Origin of the sequence: Serratia sp. Tan611, from assembly GCF_905188235.1 — a bacterium.
GTDB classification, from domain to species: domain Bacteria; phylum Pseudomonadota; class Gammaproteobacteria; order Enterobacterales; family Enterobacteriaceae; genus Serratia_B; species Serratia_B rhizosphaerae.
The window spans coordinates 1,681,801-1,702,610 of record NZ_LR994655.1 but is presented as its reverse complement, the minus strand read 5'-3'; the positions used below and the strand labels follow the sequence as shown (position 1 = coordinate 1,702,610).

The window sequence follows — 20,810 nt, the reverse complement described above, 5'->3', positions numbered from 1 at the left end:
ATGAGTGATATGGAAAATGAAAAAACGCTTCATTTTGAAAGCATGGGTGACAACTGTGAGTTCGGCTTTTATCTGCGCAGTAAAGGTATTGAAAATGGCAGTTTGTTTCGCTGGTCACTCATCAAAGATCATCAAGATCTTCTCAACCTGATTTCCAGTAACTTTGAAGGTTTTTATCAGTTAAATAACCTCCAGCCTACCTGGAGAAACATGTTGGTTGATAAAGCCAATGGCGTGATATTTCATACTGAGCTTTATAGCCAAGAAATTAATGGACACTGGGAGTTTGAAGAGAATGATGAAAAAAGAAAGGAAATATATTTAGCAGAGAAAGAAAAAATTGATTATTTAGTCAAAAAATTCAAAAACTCTCTGAAGGAAGGAAACAGAATTTTCGTCATCAAGAAAAATAACAATGAAATTGACATGTCGGTTATTGAAAGGTTGTCAGCAGCACTTGAGCAATATGGAAAAGCAAAAATATTAGTCGTATTTCAAAGTAACGAAAGTGATAAACTAGGAAAGATTGAGTATGTAAATGATAACATACTAATTTCCTATATTGATCGATTTGCCGAATATAGCCAAGCTGATGACATATCCGTTGAAGGATGGGATAAGATAATTAGCAATGTTATGAAAGAACTATAACTGTTATACACAGCCACCTGCATAACAGGTGGCATTGATGGATTCCCAGAGGACATTACCAACCTTTGTCCGTGATGATACATGTGACTTTTAAAGAAAAAAGGGAACGTCACGGGCCGTATACATTTCTTGGGAACCCTTATCGTGCGTACATAAAACGCCGAGAAACACAACGTTTTATATCTATTTACCCCGAAGAGTATTAACTAATTTTCTGCTGAACCGATATAATATTCCTTTCTTATTCACCGCAGCAAAAAGCACATTAAACCGGTCGTGAGCCCAACCATCACGTTGCTGAGAGATAAGATAATCAATTTTTTCATTGAGAACACCGATCTCGGTAGCGGGGTTACTACGATAGAAGGCCAGATCACGCTCCAAACGATTAATCTTTTCAATATAAGAAGGTATCAACCCCATAGTATACTGAATACGATTGTCTGGAGACATGAATGGGCGATAGCTACGGAAGTTATTTCTACCTTTATTACCGCTGATTAGCATCCCCGTATTTGCCACGCGATACCAGAATAACGCCTCAGGTATCAACTGTATTTTATGACCAGCCAACGCAACCCGGCAGAACAGCTCCCAGTCTTCATGCCCAATACCGTAGTCCTCGGTAAATCCACCCACGCTTTCGAAAACGCTTTTTCTGATCATTGCATTCGCATCGCCAAAACAGTTGGCAAAGCTGGCGACATTCAGATCTGCACCCAGCGGCAACCAGCAATCTTTCATTTTGCGGAACGGAGATGGGAACTCATCGCCATAAATCAAATCACTTGGCGTTGTGAGAAGATCACTACCAGAATTAATTGCCGCACGTACAAACGTTTCTAGCTCATGCGGCTTCGCCACATTGTCATCATCCATGAAGACCAGATATTCACCAGATGCAGATCTTGCGGCCAAATTGCGCGCAGCCCCCAAGTAATTATTGGAGCTTTTTATAATTTTCCATCCCTTATCAGCAAAGTCTTTATGCAATAGATCAAGATACTGACGAGACTCTTCTTTAACACTGCCATCATCAACAAGAATTACTTCAAAGTTAGAATACGTTTGTGCTTTTAAAGATGCGATGGCCTGCTGCAACAAATGGCTTCGATCATGATGAACCAGACATACACTAACTAATGGCTCCTGGTTTTCATCATTATTAACACGACAAGGCTCAAATGACTCTTTGAATTTTTCAACCCAGGTAGCTTCAATAGCTTCAACATTCTGTACTAATTGAGTTTTTACCTGAAGGTTATCAATTCTAAAAGTGATCTTCTGATATAATGAGCTCGGTGTTGGTTCGAATATTATTTTTGAATGCTGCTCAGCAGGGATAAGCTCTTTTATCCCCCCTACTGAAGAAGCAATGAAATTAATGCCGCCTATCAAACTTTCATAAACCGTATAAGGTGAGTTCTCCACCAAAGATGGAATCACAACCAACACGTTGTCCCTTGCTATATAAGTGTCGGCCTGGGTACGGTCATAATCTGTAATAATATTAACGTTTAAAGTCAACGAATCCGTTTTGGTTCGAATATGTTCAATAGAGTTAAAGCCTTCACTTACAACCCCTTTCCCCATAAATGTAACCGCAGAGATTTTAGCTAACTCATCGTTTTTCAAATTATGTAAAGCACGAAGAAAAATATCTAATCCTTTACGGGTTTCCAAACGACCAAAGAAAACTAATTCAATTCCCTCTGCCATTTTCTTGGGGGGCTTAGGTATGGCTGAGTCATTGACAGAATTAATAGAAAACGGTTCGCAGTTAAGAATAACATGACTCTCAGCGGGCAGTACCCACTTTTTATCCCGCATCCAATCAAGTAAATATTGTGAAGGGCTAATAACCTCATCAGCCATTTCAACGACCTTTTGTTCCATGAAATAGAGTTCCATGTGATTTTGGTCGTAGGGAAGCTGATAATTCCCCTCATCAGCCCAGAGAGTAGAACTATGCGTATTGATAATGAACTTTGTATCAGAGAAGAAAAGCCCCTGTTCCTTAGCCAGCAATGTATAATACAAATCTGCCTGCCATTCACAACTTATCACAACATCATAACGTACTCTGCTGCTATCTTTCAGCCAGTGGTAAACGGTATAACTTTTTCTTCTAAAATATGGTGCATCGATATTTACATCTGTCAACATTGGGAGCACCGTTAACTTTACGCCGTGCTCCTCATACACCGAGATCCAATGTGCCATATCTCTGTCAGCGGACTCTGAGTAGTCACCGCAGGTATAAAGTACCTCGATATCAAAACCCGACTTTGCCATGTTTATAGCCAAAGAAGTAAAGGCCGTACCAATGCCACCATTACGGATCGGGCCTTCTATGTCTGGAGTGACTATAAGAATTTTTTTCATACAAACCTATCCTTTGATTTATTTTAATACCATTTGTTGATTATTTTATCGCGATCTTTACACTACGATCATCTTGTCGATCAACAAATCTTTCTGTAAGGTTACTGGAAAGTGGAGTAAGTGTACATTTTCAAGGCTCATCCGCCATTCAAACCAACGAGGTCAAGAAATGCCCCATACAAGCGGAAACCAGTTCACCTCAATGCTGCGAGAGCTTTACAAAAAATATAACTTTATCTATAAAGCCAACCCTGGAAATGCAGGAGATGGAGTTATTGCAGCCGCAACATATGACTATCTGGAAGCTAATGGTTTCGTTTATTCTCCGTTCAGCGCCTCGGCAACCTATAGCCCCGAGAAAGATGTTTTGCTTTTCGGGGGCGGCGGTAATTTAATCGAAGGGTATTACGCTGAAGGACGTGACTTTATCAAGAACCACCTTGGTACCTTCGCGAAGGTTATTATATTTCCCTCAACTATTTTCGGCTATACCGAATTCTTCAAAGAAAATATAAAACACCTTTTTGTCTGCTGCCGCGAAAAAACCTCATACGATCGCTTACTGAAACTGGGTTATATCCCTGGCGAATCACTTCTCCTAACACAGGATATGGCATTTTATCTAGATAAGGAAAAATATATTAGCGAAGTAATTCCTACCAAAGGAACGGCATCTTGTTATCGTACCGACTCAGAGTCATTAACAAAATTACAACGAGAAAATAATCATGATATCTCTTTAACATGGAATGGCGATTATTGGGATAATGCCAACCTGGCGAGAAACTCAACGCGTTCACTCATCAGTTTTTTACAAGAATATAAAGCCGTCAATACCGACCGGTTGCATGTTGCAATTTTAGGTTCATTATTGGGTATGGAAGTGAACTTTTACCCGAATTCATATTACAAAAATGAATCCGTTTACGATCACTCCTTAATGAATTACTACCCGAATACCTATTTCATAAAATAAATAATTTATAATATAAAAAACCGCCGTGCTCAGCACGGCGGTTTTTTTCCTACAACAGAAGGGATTATTCCATCCACTCGGTGTGGAACACGCCTTCTTTGTCGATACGTTTGTAGGTATGCGCACCGAAGTAATCGCGCTGAGCCTGGATCAGGTTAGCCGGCAACACCGCAGAACGGTAGCTGTCGTAGTACGCGATGGCCGCGGAGAAGGTCGGCGTAGGGATACCGTTCTGCACCGCATAGGAGACCACGTCACGCAGCGCCTGCTGATAGTCGTCGGCAATCTGCTTGAAGTACGGCGCCAGCAGCAGGTTGGCGATGTCGGCGTTCTCCGCATAAGCATCGGTGATTTTCTGCAGGAACTGGGCGCGGATGATGCAGCCGGCACGGAAGATCTTGGCGATTTCGCCGTAGTTCAGATCCCAATTGTTCTCTTTGGAAGCCGCTTTCAGCTGAGAGAAGCCCTGTGCATAGGAAACGATTTTGCCCAGGTACAGTGCGCGACGCACTTTCTCGATAAACTCGGCTTTATCACCGCTGAAGGCCGCAACCTGCGGGCCGGTCAGCACTTTAGAGGCGGCAACGCGCTGATCTTTCAGTGAGGACAGGTAACGCGCGAAAACAGATTCGGTGATCAGCGACAACGGTTCGCCCAGATCCAGCGAGCTCTGGCTGGTCCACTTACCGGTGCCTTTGTTTGCCGCTTCATCCAGGATCACATCAACCAGGTATTTACCTTCTTCATCTTTTTTAGTGAAGATGTCTTTGGTGATGTCGATCAGGTAGCTGTTCAGCTCGCCTTTGTTCCACTCGGCAAAGGTATCCGCCAGCTCTTCGTTGCTCAGGTTCAGCGCCTGCTTCAGCAGCGAGTAGGCTTCAGCAATCAGCTGCATATCACCGTATTCGATGCCGTTGTGCACCATTTTCACATAGTGACCGGCGCCGTCTGCGCCAATGTAGGTCACGCAAGGCTCGCCTTCGGCGACGGCAGCGATCTTCTCAAGGATTGGCGCAACCAGCTCGTAAGCTTCTTTCTGGCCGCCAGGCATGATGGAAGGGCCTTTCAGCGCGCCCTCTTCACCGCCGGAAACGCCGGTGCCGATAAAGTTGAAGCCCTGGTCAGACAGCTCGCGGTTACGACGAATGGTGTCCTGATAGTAGGTGTTGCCGCCGTCGATCAGGATGTCACCTTTATCCAGGTGCGGAGTCAGGGAAGCAATGGTTTTGTCAGTCGCTTCGCCCGCTTTTACCATCAGCAAAATGCGGCGCGGTTTTTCCAGAGACTCAACAAACTCTTCAACGCTGTAGTAAGGCGCCAGGTTTTTGCCTGGGTTCTCAGCAATCACTTCATCAGTCTTATCGCCTGAACGGTTGAAGATGGAAACGGTGTAGCCACGGCTCTCGATGTTCAGTGCCAGATTGCGGCCCATTACCGCCATGCCGACAACGCCGATTTGTTGCTTGGACATTTAGTAACTCCTGTCTGAAGATAACCCTGCTAACAGCTCTCGGCTAACAGGTTTTGTGATGTGGCCCACATGTTAACTCAGGTTTGCGGGTGGTGGGTAGTGATTGGTGCGATAGGTTTTGTATCAGACTGCATCCGTTAAAAATTGTACAACTGCGCCAACAACCGAGCCTTGGCCTGTTGTATCAATTCCTTACCCTGCCGTCGATTCACCGAAGGAGAAGATGCAAACAACTGCGAAGTCAGCACATCCGGAGCAACATCCGGCCTCAATATTGGCCAATCTGACATAGGCTGCAGGCTGGAAAACTTATTGTCATAATAATCTGACCAAGAGAGCGCTACCCCCGCCACCCCAAGGCTGGCAGCAATTACTTGAAAATGAAAACGCGAACTAATGCAAAAATCATGACTGGAAAACACCAGACCGTCTTGCCAGATCTGTTCAAATGACACGAATTCCACTGCAGGTAATCGTTCTCGAACCTGCTGGAAAAACACACCATCCGAGCCAGGCCGGAATTCATAAAAGCGTATTGCTGCGTTAGCATACTGCTGAGAAAAACGCTCCGTAATCTGTTGTAATAGCGCCAGTAGATTCGAAGTCAGCATTTCATTTTCAGATAACTCCGTATGGATGCAAAGATGCAAGGTCACTGATTCGCGTTGAACAATACGGCCTAATGGACGTTGAGGGAAAGCAAAATAGTCATCCCCTGAAAAACTCAGCGTGGGGAGCTCAAAAGGAACCAGTACATCATAACTCGCCCGATCACGAACATCGAACTGCGTAAACTGCCGGATGAAAGGCGCCAGCCTGGCGGCATTTTCCGGAGAAAGTGGCTGTAAACCCAGTCCGGTGGCATAACAACGAAGTTGATTTTTTTTCGCAAAATAGGCTACCAGCTCCACTAATCTGCTATTGGCGCCCCAAAGTTCATTGATATAACCGCCGCCAAGCAAGTGAATACTGTCTACGGAATTAAACAGCGCGGACATTAAGCGTTCACGCACAGGCATAGCATAGCGGTCGCTAAATTTATGCTCCACAGAACCCTCATTGCCTAACGCCTGTGCCAGTCGCCATAAATAATCGACACACTTAACATCAGGGAACAACTCAGCCGCCACCACAGCATCAACAGCGTCGAGATAAATAGTACAGCCGGGGAAGCGTCGCTGTAATTCCTCAACCCAATAACGCGTCAGCATATCATCGCCAAAATTAGGCATGCCAGCAGCAGAAATCAAATAAAAATTTTTATGCTCTGTCAGGTTTGTAAGAATACTTTTACGACTCTTTCTTTTCCATAGCTGAGTGAAAAAACTCAAAATATTCATCTCCGCCATTAATAATTTACTGCCGTGATCGCTCTCTGATAAAGTTTCAGCGTATCATTAATAATCAATGATGACGCGAATTTGCTTTCAATACGTTCACGACTGCGAACCCCCATCTCTATACGCTTGGCAGGGCTGACCAGAAGTTCTTCCAGTTTTTTGGCAAGTAATTCAACATTACGCTTTTCAACCAGGCTACCTGTATACTCATCAATAATCAGACTTTGGCATCCACCTACGTCATAAGCGATGCAGGCTCGTCCTACAGATGCAGCTTCTAACAGAATCCTGGGAACACCTTCTGAGTACGTCGAAGGTAATGCAACAACATTAGCAGCTTTAATTAAACTATAAACGTCGTTACAACGTCCGAGCCAGTTTATTACCCCTTGCTGATGCCATGACTCAATCTGTGACAACGGGATAGCATCAGCGTCCCCCGCACTTAGAATGCCAGCCACGTTAAGTTCAAAATCAACACCTTTCGCGGCTAAACGTCTTTTCACCTCAACCAGGTCGCCAAGACCTTTACTCCATAACAAACGGCTGGCGAATAACACAATTGGCTTTTCTCGATTCACTTCCAGTGAATAATGATAGATATTCGGATTAATTCCCGCCCCATCAATCACGACCGTTTGCTGTTTTTTTGCATGACTCAGAGCAAGTAATTTCTCACGATCGCTCTCATGCTCAAATGCCAGCAGACACCTTTTATTTTTGAATATATAGTTATAAGCACGCAGCGTAAAGAAACGAATAACGCTCATCAAAAAACCATTATCCATGAAAACGCGCCCCAGTCCTACGAACCCCAAAATAATCGGTTTGTTATAGAAACGGGCAAAAACGCCTCCCATCAGGCAGGGTTTAATCGTAATACAATGTAAAACATCCGGTTCGATTTTCTTAAGCAAACGCCAAACCTTCACCCAAGAACCAAGAAAACTGAGTGGATTAATAGACTGCTCAGAAACGAAAGAATTATGACAAAGAAAACCTTTCTCTGTTAATTTTTTCCTGATGTCGTCACCAATAAAATGACTAACCACATGGATCTCATAACCCGCAGCTTTAGCTGCCAAGGCTCTTTCTACCCAATGTAGTTCAAAATACCAATCTGAATTGATAAAGTAGCATATCTTTTTCATTTAACTCTTACCGGCTAATGTTGCTTACCATTTTTACACAAGATGCCATCTACAATACCTTTAGTCACATATTTAATGTATTTCCACTTATTGCCTTGAGAAAGGGTCGCCATTAAATATTTAGCAACCCGCAACGCGATAGCGCCGAAAGAGTAAGGCCTTTCGCCTTTTTCAAAAAAAACTTTTGAAAGCAATAAGTTCCTAGTCAAATAATAGACTTTCCATGGCGGTGTGCCACCTCGATTAGGAGCCGGCACATCATGTAGAAACAACAGTTCAGGGGAATAACGAAGCCGATATCCCTGTTGACTCAACCTGTAAGAAAAATAAAGATCATCATAGTAAATAAAAAGTTCAGACCAAATGGCCTGGAGATTGGCAGCTAAAACGTCTTTGCGAATTATGGCGCCAACAAAAGAAAATGTGACAACATCCGACGCCTCATGCTCTACAGGAACGTAACGCTCCGCCCTGACCATGTAATCTAACGTTTGAATCATTGAAGTCGGCATTTGACTAAACGGCACATTCATTTTACATAACGCGCCTTGCTTATCTAAAACACGACAACAGTATGCACTATAACCAGAATCTTCCAGCTCAGCAAAATGTGTCAACAACTCCGCATCAGGATAAGCATCATCATCAAACATGAACACCCAATCGGTGTCTATGTGTGTTGCAATGAACTCCGCACCTAATTTAAACCCACCCGCACCGCCACTATTTTGAGTAGAGCGAATGACCTGTAGCCGTACATCGTCAAGTTGACTCAGCCAGGCGTGCGTATCATCTGTCGACGCGTTATCAACAATAACAATATGCTCAAACGGCAACGCAGCGGTTGCCGCCCAAGCTTGCTTTAACTTGTCCAGGCGATTGAACGTAACAATTAACGCCGTGGTTTTCATCTGATGTCAACCGTAAATACAGGCATTGAATCACCTTGTTGCAGGCTAGCCAGATATGTCTCAGCCGTTTTTAATGCCTCCGCGATCGTCACATCCATATCCAGATAACGATAGGTACCTAACCGGCCGATAAAGGTGATGTTATTTTCTTTTTCAGCCAGTTCGATATATTGATCCAACACACTCATCTCACCAAGCAAACGGATAGGATAGTAGGGAATATCATTTTCTTCACATGCCCGGCTGTATTCTTTATAGCATACCGAACCTTCATGCTGTTCCCATGGAGAAAAATATTTATGCTCAGTGATACGGGTATATGGCACCGTTTGCGCGCAATAGTTCATCACAGCGCATCCCTGATAATCACCGTCAACAGAAAACTTTTCGAAATCGAGAGTACGATAGCCTAAACGACCAAACTGGAAGTCATAGAAGGCATCCAGCGGGCCGCTGTAAAATACATGGTCATACTCTTCACGTTCCTGAGGCTGGAACGTTCTGCCCAGTGACACAGAAATATTTTCATGATTCAAAATATTCTTAACCATTTGGGTATAGCCATCTCTCGGCATCCCCTGAAATTTATGATTAAAATAGTTATCATCATAATTAAAACGGATAGGCAGTCGTTTCAATATAGAGGCCGGCAATTCTGCAGGTGACATTCCCCACTGTTTGATGGTATAGCCTTTGAAAAAGGCTTCGTAGAGTTCTTTGCCAACAAATCGAAGAGCCTGTTCTTCAAATGACTGGGGCTCAGTAATGGTGCTATCCCCCTTCTCTGCAATCAGTGCTTTGGCTTCTGAAGGCGAGCAAGTCTTATTAAAGAACTGATTAATCGTATGAAGATTTATCGGTAAAGAGAAGACCTGGCCATTCACCGTTGCTTTCACGCGATTAATATAGGGCATCATAACCGCATAATGATTAACAAAGTTCCATACCTGTTCATTATCAGTGTGAAAGATATGCGGCCCATAAGTATGTACCATGACCCCCGTCTTCGTATCACGAGCATCATAGCAATTACCGGCAATATGGTCGCGACTATCAATAATTTGAATGAGATGTCCCTGCTCAGCCAATTGACGCCCAATGACTGCACCGGAGAAACCGGCGCCAACAATAAGAATTTTTTTGCTAGTCATATAAATCACCCAATAATTACGCGTCTAACTTTATAATAATACTTGGTCATAATATTACGACGAGAGCTTCCCTTTGGCGCCAGGTGGTTAACAATTGGCATCAGCGCACGTTTCACTCTGGTCTGCAGCAATATGGGTGCATTATTTGTCGCCAAATTTCCATCCGACGAGACGACATACCCTTTAATCAAGCGTTCATAGGCTTCCAATGCCCATGGTGTTTTCACAACATTCTTATGATAATTATCAAAGAAATCTACATGTCGCGTATTCCATGGCTTATTTTCACCGGCAAAGTGAATCATCTTGGGTTTTTTTCTAGCTTCAAGAAAACGCATATACGTAGCAAATGGCAGGTTGGGGAAGAACTCATCCGTATTGCCGTTACCATGATAGACATTCCATTCAAATGGCAGATAATGCACACGCCCATGAAACACTTTATTCATGATATCCTGGTCCAAGAACCAATATTCTTTTTCTCTCATTGCCAGCATCAGTGCCTCGAAAGTATTCTCCTGGCGCATCTGTGCAATATTGAAGACTAAAATCCCCGCCTGAAAATACCCATCGGGATCTTTCATGCCTAGACTTCCAGACAGATATTCTTTTGCCGGCATCACTCCGTCACTGGATTGCGACATGGCACCAAACAGGATAAATCCTTCCATGACGATATCTTTTACCGCCGCCACCAGATTGTTCCCCAATGATACGGTCATTAACTCTGCAATATCACTTTCGACCACAGTATCGGAATCGATAAAAATGACCTTATCAAACTCTGAAAAAAGTTTAGGGATAAACAAACGTGCATAGGTGGTCGCACTAAAATGCGCGCGCGTAAATACAGATTTAATCTCGGAAAATGCATTAACATCAAAAAACCTGATACTAATGTTTTCAAACCCATCAGCCAACGAGATAAAGCGTCTTTTATTCTTCAGGGAGATGCCATTTTCAAGCACCACCAAGTCATAATTCAATTCTGGACTTACATTCTCGACGATAGAGTTAATTAATGCGGCACCGCTGATAGCATAGTTGTCATCGAAACAAATTACCACAGGAACATTATTGTTTGGAAAAGCTGGCTTCAACTTGGCGTTGAAAGTCTCCGTCTGTACGAAGGTTCGCTGCAGTTCCTTTATCTTAAGCGCTCTCTGCTCCAGTTGGTAATTGATATAAATATTCAATAACCTTTCGGAAATATGCCCAACAACGCGCTGCTCCTGTGCATTGTAATTCTTAAAGCAAATTTTGCCTTCCAGTTTATCTAAAATATTAAACAACCAGGAAGAATAATCCTCGAATATATCCTTGCGCATAACGAACATATTCGTATAGTAACCATCTGTAGCGCTGTTAAATTTATCCGCTGCTGATTGGTATTCAGGGTAAATATCCGCCAAAACCTTTAATGCTGCATCGTAATCTTCAATGTGCAAATAATTAGAGACTTTATAGTGATGGTAATTGTTTTTACTACCTGCAGCGCCGACATCCCATTTCTTTGGCAAAATGATATCTACACCAGCCAAACAATGAGTGATACCTTCGTCATTTAAGCCAAACGTTTCATGGTACGATGCATCAATCTGCTCATGGTTAACAACGCCCCAATTATCTTCAGGCATGCATTGTTCTTCAGAGAAATTAAAATGGCGACGATAATGCATAAAACCGATATAATCGGCCAGTTTACTATTTTTCCATACCCAATAGTGAGCAGTCAGTTCACAGTAGAATGGATTTTTGAAAGAAATATTATCACCGCTATCATCACCTGGACATCCAATATCATTTAGATTATTGGCCTTACCGACATGAATAGGTTGAACCAGCGTAGAGTCTAAAAAAGCGCTAGGTTTATGATGACAGGTATATATTTTAACACTACTCATTTTTTCAATCACCAAATTCGCATTATCATGAAAATCATGCCATAGCCTCTCGATACTGAGAGATAACAGAGTGGGCTTCCCCCATATTCTTCATTTTATGATTTTCAATCCAGATAACCTTGTCACATATTTTCTCGACATCCTCAAGATTGTGGCTGACAAAAAGGATTGTCACGCCTTTTTTCTTGAATTCGTTGATAGTCTCTAAACATTTCTTTTGAAATGCGATATCGCCGACGGCCAGCACTTCATCAATAATCAAAATGTCCGGATCAACCTGAGTGATAACGGAAAAGCCCAACTTTGCTAGCATACCGCTTGAGTACACTCGAATAGGCTCATCAATAAATTCACCCAGTTCAGAAAACTCGATGATTTTATCCAGTCGGCTCTTCAGCTCTTTCCGGCGTAAACCTAGCAAAGTAGCATTTAAACGAATATTTTCTCGGCCAGTTAGTTCAGGATGAAACCCTCCTCCCAGTTCAAGCATTGAGGCAACACGTCCAACAACATGAACTGAACCAGAAGAAGGTTTCATTACGCCAGCCACCAGCCCAAGAGATGTGCTCTTCCCTGCACCGTTGCGTCCAATAAGGGCTACTGATTCCCCTGTTTTCACCTGGAAGCTGATATCTTCAATGGCTAAGTAACTTCGTCCGCTGAGTAAACTCAATGCACGACGTGGATTAAATATTAACTCTTTAATGCCGGATCCAATATGATGATATAATGGATAGCGTTTGGTGACATTTTTAAATTCTATAGCTACACTCATTATAATATCTCTGCAAACCTGTACTTTAACTTATTGAAAATGCAAACCCCAACAACAACAAAGAATATCGCATAGCCATAAAGGAAGGCTATTCGCTCATAGTCAATCACGCCATTCATAAACAAGTCTCTCCAGCTAAGAATCATATTAGCCAAAGGATTAAAGTCGATCATGAAATGATATTCTCTGGGAATCATATCGCCGGAATAAAGAATTGGCGTGCAATAGAACATCAGCATAATTCCTAACGTAATGAATCTTTCCAAATCGCGGAAGAAAAGATTCAACGTCGACAGCATCATGGAAATCCCGAATGTCATCGTCATTTGAGCAATACCAATTAGAGGCACCCCCCAGATCCAATCAACAGAAGGTTTCATTCCATAAACATATAAAAAAACAACAATTACTGGAATAGTGCATAGAAAATGCAAGCACTCCATCAGAACATTGCTAAATGGGATAACAGAACGAGGAAAAACTGTTTTCTTTATTATTTGTGCATTGGCAATAAAAGAGTAGAGGGAATTGGTCGTTGAACTTGCAAACCATTGCCATGGGAAAAGTCCCGTGATAATAAATAAAGTATAATTCGGTATCTGTACGCGCATGACCAACTTAAAAATAAAATAGTAGATCATAGCAAAAAGTAATGGATTGGCTATCGACCATAAGTATCCAAAAAAGCTACTTTTATATCTTACTTTTAATTCTTTCTCTGTGATGACCGTAGCCAAATCCCAGAGATATCCTAAGCTATACTTCATAGACAAACTCAATTTAAGATTAAGATTCCCCTACCTCAAAAAGCAAAGGCCGCTTCCAACGAGGCTCATTAAGGGACACTGAGTAATCAGAGTTCAAAGAACTCGACGATTTAACCAAAATATCAATTAGTTAAGACCATGCTACCGCCCCTAGCAATGCGGCAACCAGAGTACACTTCACAACCTGTAGATTTTGACTTATCCCTCATGCACTCACAAAAAACCTTACAATGGTACACGAGTGAACGCTACGTTACATCCAGCCTCCGCCCTTTACTCTAGGAAAATACTGGATTCCTTCTTCAGACCCTTATGTCCATCTTAGATAAAACCTTCCAGCCACGCGGCAAAATCTTCGCCTTGTTTTGGATGACGTAGACCATACTCAACGAACGCCTTCATATAGCCCATCTTATCACCGCAGTCGTGGGATCTCCCCGAAAGGGCAAAAGCATCCACAGGTTTTTGCTCCATCAACATGGCAATGGCATCCGTTAACTGGATCTCATCACCGGCACCATAAGGCGTTTTCTCAAGCAGCGGCCAGATATCAGCAGCCAATACATAACGCCCCACCACAGCCAAATTCGAAGGCGCGCTATCAACATCAGGTTTCTCCACAATTGCGTGCATCGGCACACTATGCCCCGGGAGAACAGCAGCATTGTCGCAGGCAACAACACCATACTTGGACACATCTTGCTCAGGCACCGGCTCAACCATCACCTGGCTACGTCCGGAAAGCTCGAATCGGGTTATCATACTCGCCAGATTATCTTTGCTAAGATCGCAAGCGGCATCATCCATCAGCACATCGGGCAGCAGCACGGCAAAAGGCGCATCGCCAATCAACGGACGAGCACATAGTATGGCATGGCCCAAACCTTTAGACTGACCTTGACGAACATGCATCAACGTGACGCCTTTAGGACAAATAGCCTGGACCTCTTCCAGCAGCTGGCGCTTAACACGCGATTCCAACATGCTTTCCAGCTCAAACGAGGTATCAAAGTGGTTTTCAATGGCATTCTTTGATGAATGCGTCACTAAAATGATTTCTTTAATGCCTGCGGCAACACACTCATCCACAATGTACTGGATAAGAGGCTTATCAACTATCGGTAACATTTCCTTAGGGATGGCTTTAGTCGCCGGCAACATGCGGGTACCGAGACCTGCAACAGGAATAACAGCTTTTAGCATTTATATAACAACTCCCAATCGTTGGGCTTTATTGATAGAACACGTAATAATTATTACAACGGCGTATCATATACTATGATGCCCTTTTGCACGCGGTCAAAATGATATCCGTCTTCCTTGACCGAAAGTATACACCTATGCGGATTGCTAATACATTATTCATCAGTATACAAATCAATTATTCTCGCTAAGCCCCCCTCAAACAAAAAAACATAACACACTGAATTAAATGACATAAGTTAGGATAAAATGAATCACCACCTTCCCTCTGTTAGTATAACGGATCTTATTATTAGCGTGATAACTATAAAAAAGTGAGGCTAATTATTCATTTTTGTATTATAAATGACCTGGGAAATAAAAAAAGCCACCTGTATCACAGGTGGCTTTCAGGCAACTGATAAAAGTACGATAACTATTGATCAACGTACTATTGTACAGAGAATAGGACTTACTTCAGGCCGCTATAACCCTGCGGATTGTTACTCTGCCAGTTCCAGGTATCACGCATCATCGCGTCAATACCACGCTGTACCTCCCAACCCAGCTCACGTTTCGCCAGATTGGCATCAGCCCAAAACGCCGGTAAGTCGCCATCACGACGCGGCAGGATCTGGTAAGGAATCGTTACGCCTGAGGCTTTCTCAAACGCCTTCACCATTTCCAGCACCGAGTAGCCCACTCCCGCGCCCAGATTATATGCTTTGAACCCATTGATATTGTTTAAATGGTCCATCGCCATCAGGTGGCCATCGGCTAAGTCCATCACATGGATATAATCGCGCACGCCGGTGCCGTCTTTGGTTGGGTAATCGCCGCCGAATACGCCCAGCTTTTCCAGCTTACCGATGGCAACCTGGGAGATATAAGGCAGCAGATTGTTGGGGATACCGTTAGGATCTTCGCCAATCAGCCCTGACTCATGGGCGCCGACCGGGTTGAAGTAACGCAGCGCAATGATTGAGAACTGCGGTTCAGCCTTGGCAAAATCCTGCAGTACCTGCTCAACCATCAGTTTTGACGTGCCGTAAGGGCTGGTAGTGCCGCCGATCGGCGTAGTTTCCACATAAGGAACCGGAGAGTTGGCGCCATACACCGTAGCCGAAGAGCTGAAAATAAACTGGTGTACGCCGGCGTCACGCATCGCCTGCAGCAGCACTAACGTACCGGCCACATTGTTTTGATAGTATTCCAACGGTTTACGCGTCGACTCACCAACGGCCTTCAGACCGGCGAAATGGATAACGGAGGTGATTTGATGAGTGCCAAAGATATGCTTGAGGCATTGTTCATCAAGAATATCGCCCTGATGGAACACCGCGGCTTTGCCGGTCAACTGCTCCACACGATGCAGGGATTCTTTTGATGAGTTGGACAGATTATCCAAAACAACAACCTCTTCCCCACGCTCAAGCAATGCCAAAACCGTGTGCGAGCCAATATAGCCAGCCCCACCGGTAACCAAAATTGCCATGATCGCTCCTTAAAATGTGCGCTTACCCGCGCCAAGATTGAAGGTGTACCGTTACTACTTTACACCCAACGGTTATTTTGGATATTAAACACGTCTGAAACCGGTGGCTACTATAACCGTTCGTGTTACTAACCGGGGTGATAAAGAGAGGTTTTCAGATAAGACCGAATGACCAGGCAATCGTGCCCCGGCCATTCGGATACTGGTCAAGATGAATGGGTGAAATATTGCGCAATGCGCTTGATGTCTTTCTCATCAAAGGTTCCGGAGTCACTCAACAGCGAAATCCAGGACTTGATGTAGGTATATTTTGCCGACGCGAGATCGCGCTGGGCGGAGTACAGTTGCTGCTCGGCGTTCAGAACGTCCACGTTAACGCGCTGCCCGGCCAGCACGCTTTTACGCGTAGCTTCAACCTGGGTGGTGGCCGATTTCACCGCCAGCTCGTAAGCTGCCAGCTTCGCGCGACTGCTGATACACAGATTATATTGCTTACGCAAATCATTGAGCGTCGTACCTACCTGCGCATCCATCTCATACATCGCCTGACCATAGCGGGCCGCCGCCTGACGCGTCGAGGCAGCAACTCCACCGCCGGAGTAAAGCGACATGCTGACACGCAGACCGATGCTATCAGTACGGTATTTTTGGTTAATGGTGTTATCGCTGCTGGAGTCGTTTTCCGAGTGCGATGCATACAGCTGCACCTGCGGCATAAAGCCGGCGCGATTGCGCTCCACGTCATACTTGGCCGCATCGACCCCATGACGCGAGGCCGCCAGCTCGGGATTATTTTTCAGCGCCAGTTTCTGCCAGTCCTCAAACTTTGACGGGCTCAGGGGAACCACGTTGAACTTGCCGGGTTTTAGAATCTGCAGGCCGTCCAGCTGTTCCAGCGGGACGCCGATAATCACTTCCAAATCCCGCTGAGCAGAGTCCAACGCATCGCGCGCTTCAATCTCCTGCGCCACCGCCAGGCTATAACGCGCCTGGGTTTCAGACAGATCGGTTACCGTCCCCTCGCCAGCAGCAAGCAGGCGATCGTTGAGCGCCAGCTGTTCTTGATAGGCGGTTTTCTGCGCTACCGCCAACGCAATCTGATCCTTGGCATACGCCACTTCCACGTACGCCGTGATGACCCTGACCGCTAAATCGAACAGCTTGCCGCGATAGCGTTCATCCGACACCAAGGTCTGCGCAATGCCAGCCTTATAACGTGCATAGGCTTCATAGTCGAATAATGCCTGCGTCAGGGTGACCGAGCCAGCATAACTGCGGTACTGCTGCCGCTTGGTGACATCAGAAACCCGACCAAAAATATCCGACTGCTGATACTTTTGTGTCTGCCAGTTACGCGGTGCATTTTGATAACTCAGTGAAACCTGAGGCAGCAGTCCTGCCCGACCGATCTTTTCATTCTCATCTCCGGCCTGCTTCTCCTTCAACGCCGCCTGATAAGTCGGGTCTTTCTCAAGTGCTAACGCATAGGCGTCCAGTATCCCCAATGCATGGGCCGGCGCAGACATCGCCAGTAATAAGGGACCGACCGCCAGGCCGGTCACCTTCCATGGAAATCGAATCAAAATTATTCCTCAGTCAATGAAGTATGAGCGCGATCCAAAATAGGTTTGAACAAATAGCTCAACAGAGAGCGAGAACCCGTTTTCACAAACACTTCCACCGGCATACCAGGCCTGATTTCCTCAGTGTTCAACAGTTTCATCCCTTCCGGCGTCACCGTTGCCCGCATCTGGTAGTAAGGTTCGCCATTGGCTTTATCCACCAGACGGTCTGCGGAAATCAGCGTCACCGTGCCGGGGATTTTCGGCGTTTTATTTTGATTAAATGCCGTAAACATCAGGTCGACCGGCAGGCCGTTATAGACTTTATCGATCAGATCTACCTTCAGACGGGCATCCACCACCAGTGTCGCCTGGCTTGGCACCACATCCAGCAGATGATCGCCCGCCGCCACAACGCCGCCCTGGGTAAAGATATTCAGCCCCACGACAGTGCCCGTGACCGGGGCGGTGATCTCGGTGTTGCCCAAATCGAAGTTCGCCATTTGCAGCTTGTTGCGATATTCGCTGGTATCCATCTGCGACTGCGCCAGCTGCGTTCTAACTTCCCGCTGATAATCGGCCAAACGCTGGTCAATTTTTTGCTGCGACTCCAACAGCTGTTTTTCCAACTGACCAATACGTCCCAGAGTCTCGTCAATACCACCGTTGACTTCGGCAAACTGACGTTGAATTTCCAGATAGCGGTTGCGCGGCAAATAGCCGTCGGCCGCCAGCGACTTCATGCTGTTCATCTGTTCGCGCAGGGTGGACAGCTGAATTCTTTTATTGGCCAGAGAATCCTTCGAGCCTTTCAGTTGGAAGCGGATGCCGTCCATCGACTGCTTATAACCATCGATTTCACTTTTCAAGCCCTGACGACGGGAGGTAAACAGCTGCTGCTGCAGCGACAAAATCTCTGCTACGCGCGGCTCTTTTTGCACCGCCTTCAGTATCGGGGAGAAGGTGACGTTCTCATGGCCATCGCGCTCGGCCAGCAGTCGCCCTACCGACGCCAGCGTGGTGTAATATTGATCGCGCAAAGAATCCACCTGTGCCTGAACCTGCGTCTGGCTGAGCTTCACCAGCACCTGACCGGCTTTGACCTTCTCACCTTCGCTCACCAGAATATTTTTGATGATGCCGCTGGCCGGCGCCTGTACCGTTTTACGGTTGCCGGAAACAATCACCGAACCGGAAGAGGCCACCCCTTTATCCAGCGGCGCCAGCGCTGCCCAGGCTAAAAAACCCACCACCCCAATCAGAATGACCATCCACCCCATCCGGGTGTAACGCCGTTCATCCAGAGGAAGCAGGCCGTTATTCGCTCTCCCTGCATCACTAATTTGCGTAGACATTACCACTCCTTCAAACACATCCGGCCGCTGCCGGGATGTACACCAATTTTAATGAGTCTGTGTTTTTGCCGTATTTTCTTGCTCAAGTTCGCCGTTGACCGCCTGGGCATTCGGCTGCACCGGCGATTTTTGCGCTTGCGAAAGCGCCTGAATCACCTGCTGAGTACCGCCAAACGCATTAACCTGACCGTTGGTCAGCAACAGCAATTTATTAGTCATTGAGAGCAAATTGGTACGGTGGGTAATTAACACCACGGTGGTTTTACGCTGATGAAGCGTCTGAATCGCGTGGTTAAGCGCTCGCTCCCCGACATCATCCAGGTTGGAGTTCGGTTCATCGAGCACCACCAATGACGGCTCGCCATACAGCGCCCGCGCCAGGCCGATCCTTTGTTTCTGACCGCCGGACAGTCCGGCACCGCCATTACCGATAATAGAATCGTACCCTTTGGGGAAACGCAGGATCATGTCATGCACGCCGGCCAGTTTGGCTGCCTCCAGGACTTTCTCGGCATCAACCTCATTAAAACGGGCAATGTTTTCAGCGATAGTGCCGGCAAACAGTTCAATATCCTGAGGCAGATAGCCGATATGCGGCCCCAGCTCATCTTTGTTCCATTGGTAAATATCGGCGCCATCAAGGCGCACAATGCCGGAAGATACCGGCCATATTCCCACCAACAGACGCGCCAGCGTTGATTTACCTGACGCGCTCGGGCCGATGATGCCCAGCACATCTCCCGCCTGCAGAGCAAAACTCACGTTATGCAACACGGCCGGCACCTGCGAACCTGGAGGCGCCGCGGTGACGTTCTCCACGGACAGTTCACCGACCGGGCGTGGTAACGACATTCCTTCGCCGCGTTGCGGATGAGCGTCCAACAGCTGCACCAGACGGTTATAAGAAAGCTTGGCTGAACTGTAACTTTTCCAGACGTTAATCACCTGTTCAATCGGTGCCAGCGTTCGCCCCATCAGAATGGAACCGGCAATCATCATGCCGGGAGTGATATGCCCGTCAATCGCCAGCCAGCCGCCCAGGCCAAGCACCAGCGACTGCAAGGAGAGACGTACGAATTTGGTGATCGACGTAACACGCGCCGAACGTTCACTGGCAATACGCTGATTATTCAGAAAACGCTGGTGCAGACCAAACCAGCGGCGCTTCAGATTCGGTAACATCCCGAGAGCTTCAATCACCTCTGCGTTGCGTAAGTTGGTGCTTGCCAGGTTGCCGGACATAATCGACAGCTTGCTGGCCTCCCCTAAGGGTTTCCGGGACAGCACTTCGTTCATCACGGCCAACGCAATCAGCAGCAGCGAACCAATCAGCGCAAACAAACCCAACCACGGATTAAAGAGGAAAATAACGAGGAGATAGATGGGGAACCAGGGAGCATCAAAGAAGGCGAAGAGCGCGCTGCCGGTGAGAAATTGGCGTACGGTGGTCAAATCATTCAACATTTGCCCTGCGTCTGAGGAGCCGTTTTTCAGATTAGACTCAAACGCTGCGGTATAAATTCGCGTATTCAGCTGCATATCCAACTGGCTGCCTATACGTATGACCACCATGCTACGCACATACTCCAGCAATGCCATTACGCCAAACATGGATAACATAATCAGCGTCAGCATCAATAACGTAATTTCGTTACGGGAAGGCAACGCGCGATCATAGACTTGCAGCATATAGATTGATGGCACCAACATCAGTAAGTTGATTAATGCGGTGAA

Annotated in this window: 16 protein-coding genes; 2 read left to right on the top strand and 14 right to left on the bottom strand. The window is 45.7% G+C overall.

Translation table 11 applies throughout. The features are described 5' to 3' along the window. Nucleotides 1-9: 9 nt before the first annotated feature. Complete coding sequence (locus TAN611_RS08045) at nt 10-651, top strand: hypothetical protein (protein ID WP_203067508.1); 642 nt, start codon at nt 10-12, stop codon at nt 649-651. A 183-nt stretch (nt 652-834) separates the two neighbouring features. Here the strand turns inward: TAN611_RS08045 and TAN611_RS08040 are convergent, their stop codons facing one another. Further along, entirely contained in the window at nt 835-3,036 is a 2,202-nt protein-coding gene (locus TAN611_RS08040; protein WP_203067507.1) for a glycosyltransferase, read from the bottom strand. A gap of 169 nt (nt 3,037-3,205) precedes the next feature. On the opposite strand from TAN611_RS08040, the gene TAN611_RS08035 reads away from it, so the two are divergent. Next, the gene (locus TAN611_RS08035) at nt 3,206-4,012 is read left to right on the top strand and encodes a polysaccharide pyruvyl transferase family protein (protein ID WP_203067506.1); all 807 of its coding nucleotides are present in this window, start codon (nt 3,206-3,208) and stop codon (nt 4,010-4,012) included. Nucleotides 4,013-4,076: 64 nt separating this feature from the next. Here the strand turns inward: TAN611_RS08035 and gndA are convergent, their stop codons facing one another. The 13 genes from gndA to TAN611_RS07970 all read right to left on the bottom strand — a co-directional run bounded on the left by gndA (nt 4,077) and on the right by TAN611_RS07970 (nt 20,786). Then, nucleotides 4,077-5,483: an NADP-dependent phosphogluconate dehydrogenase gene (gene gndA / locus TAN611_RS08030; RefSeq protein WP_111737439.1), complete on the bottom strand. Its 1,407-nt coding sequence runs from the start codon at nt 5,481-5,483 to the stop codon at nt 4,077-4,079. A 137-nt stretch (nt 5,484-5,620) separates the two neighbouring features. Then, nucleotides 5,621-6,832, bottom strand: coding sequence for a polysaccharide pyruvyl transferase family protein (locus tag TAN611_RS08025; protein WP_203067505.1), 1,212 nt, complete (start codon nt 6,830-6,832; stop codon nt 5,621-5,623). Next, the gene (locus TAN611_RS08020; protein ID WP_203067504.1) at nt 6,832-7,974 is read right to left on the bottom strand and encodes a glycosyltransferase family 4 protein; all 1,143 of its coding nucleotides are present in this window, start codon (nt 7,972-7,974) and stop codon (nt 6,832-6,834) included. Before TAN611_RS08020 ends, TAN611_RS08025 begins: the two co-directional genes overlap by 1 nt. Before the next feature lie 14 nt (nt 7,975-7,988). Further along, entirely contained in the window at nt 7,989-8,885 is an 897-nt protein-coding gene (locus TAN611_RS08015) for a glycosyltransferase (protein WP_203067503.1), read from the bottom strand. Further along, the gene (gene glf / locus TAN611_RS08010; RefSeq protein WP_203067502.1) at nt 8,882-10,036 is read right to left on the bottom strand and encodes a UDP-galactopyranose mutase; all 1,155 of its coding nucleotides are present in this window, start codon (nt 10,034-10,036) and stop codon (nt 8,882-8,884) included. The genes TAN611_RS08015 and glf overlap by 4 nt, the downstream gene beginning before the upstream one ends. A 5-nt stretch (nt 10,037-10,041) precedes the next feature. Beyond that, nucleotides 10,042-11,940, bottom strand: a complete 1,899-nt coding sequence (locus TAN611_RS08005; protein ID WP_203067766.1) for a DUF4422 domain-containing protein — start codon at nt 11,938-11,940, stop codon at nt 10,042-10,044. Between the two features lie 34 nt (nt 11,941-11,974). Then, entirely contained in the window at nt 11,975-12,715 is a 741-nt protein-coding gene (locus tag TAN611_RS08000) for an ABC transporter ATP-binding protein (RefSeq protein WP_203067501.1), read from the bottom strand. Then, nucleotides 12,715-13,482, bottom strand: coding sequence for an ABC transporter permease (locus TAN611_RS07995; protein WP_203067500.1), 768 nt, complete (start codon nt 13,480-13,482; stop codon nt 12,715-12,717). The genes TAN611_RS08000 and TAN611_RS07995 overlap by 1 nt, the downstream gene beginning before the upstream one ends. Nucleotides 13,483-13,803: 321 nt before the next feature. Continuing rightward, nucleotides 13,804-14,685, bottom strand: coding sequence for a UTP--glucose-1-phosphate uridylyltransferase GalU (gene galU / locus TAN611_RS07990; protein WP_203067499.1), 882 nt, complete (start codon nt 14,683-14,685; stop codon nt 13,804-13,806). 451 nt (nt 14,686-15,136) lie between these two features. Next, nucleotides 15,137-16,159, bottom strand: a complete 1,023-nt coding sequence (galE, locus tag TAN611_RS07985) for a UDP-glucose 4-epimerase GalE (RefSeq protein ID WP_203067498.1) — start codon at nt 16,157-16,159, stop codon at nt 15,137-15,139. A 206-nt stretch (nt 16,160-16,365) separates the two neighbouring features. Further along, nucleotides 16,366-17,685, bottom strand: coding sequence for a TolC family outer membrane protein (locus TAN611_RS07980; RefSeq protein WP_370446999.1), 1,320 nt, complete (start codon nt 17,683-17,685; stop codon nt 16,366-16,368). Between the two features lie 59 nt (nt 17,686-17,744). Continuing rightward, entirely contained in the window at nt 17,745-19,076 is a 1,332-nt protein-coding gene (locus TAN611_RS07975) for an HlyD family type I secretion periplasmic adaptor subunit (protein WP_105230434.1), read from the bottom strand. A gap of 48 nt (nt 19,077-19,124) precedes the next feature. After that, nucleotides 19,125-20,786: a type I secretion system permease/ATPase gene (locus TAN611_RS07970; protein WP_370576247.1), complete on the bottom strand. Its 1,662-nt coding sequence runs from the start codon at nt 20,784-20,786 to the stop codon at nt 19,125-19,127. Between the last annotated feature and the right edge of the window lie 24 nt (nt 20,787-20,810).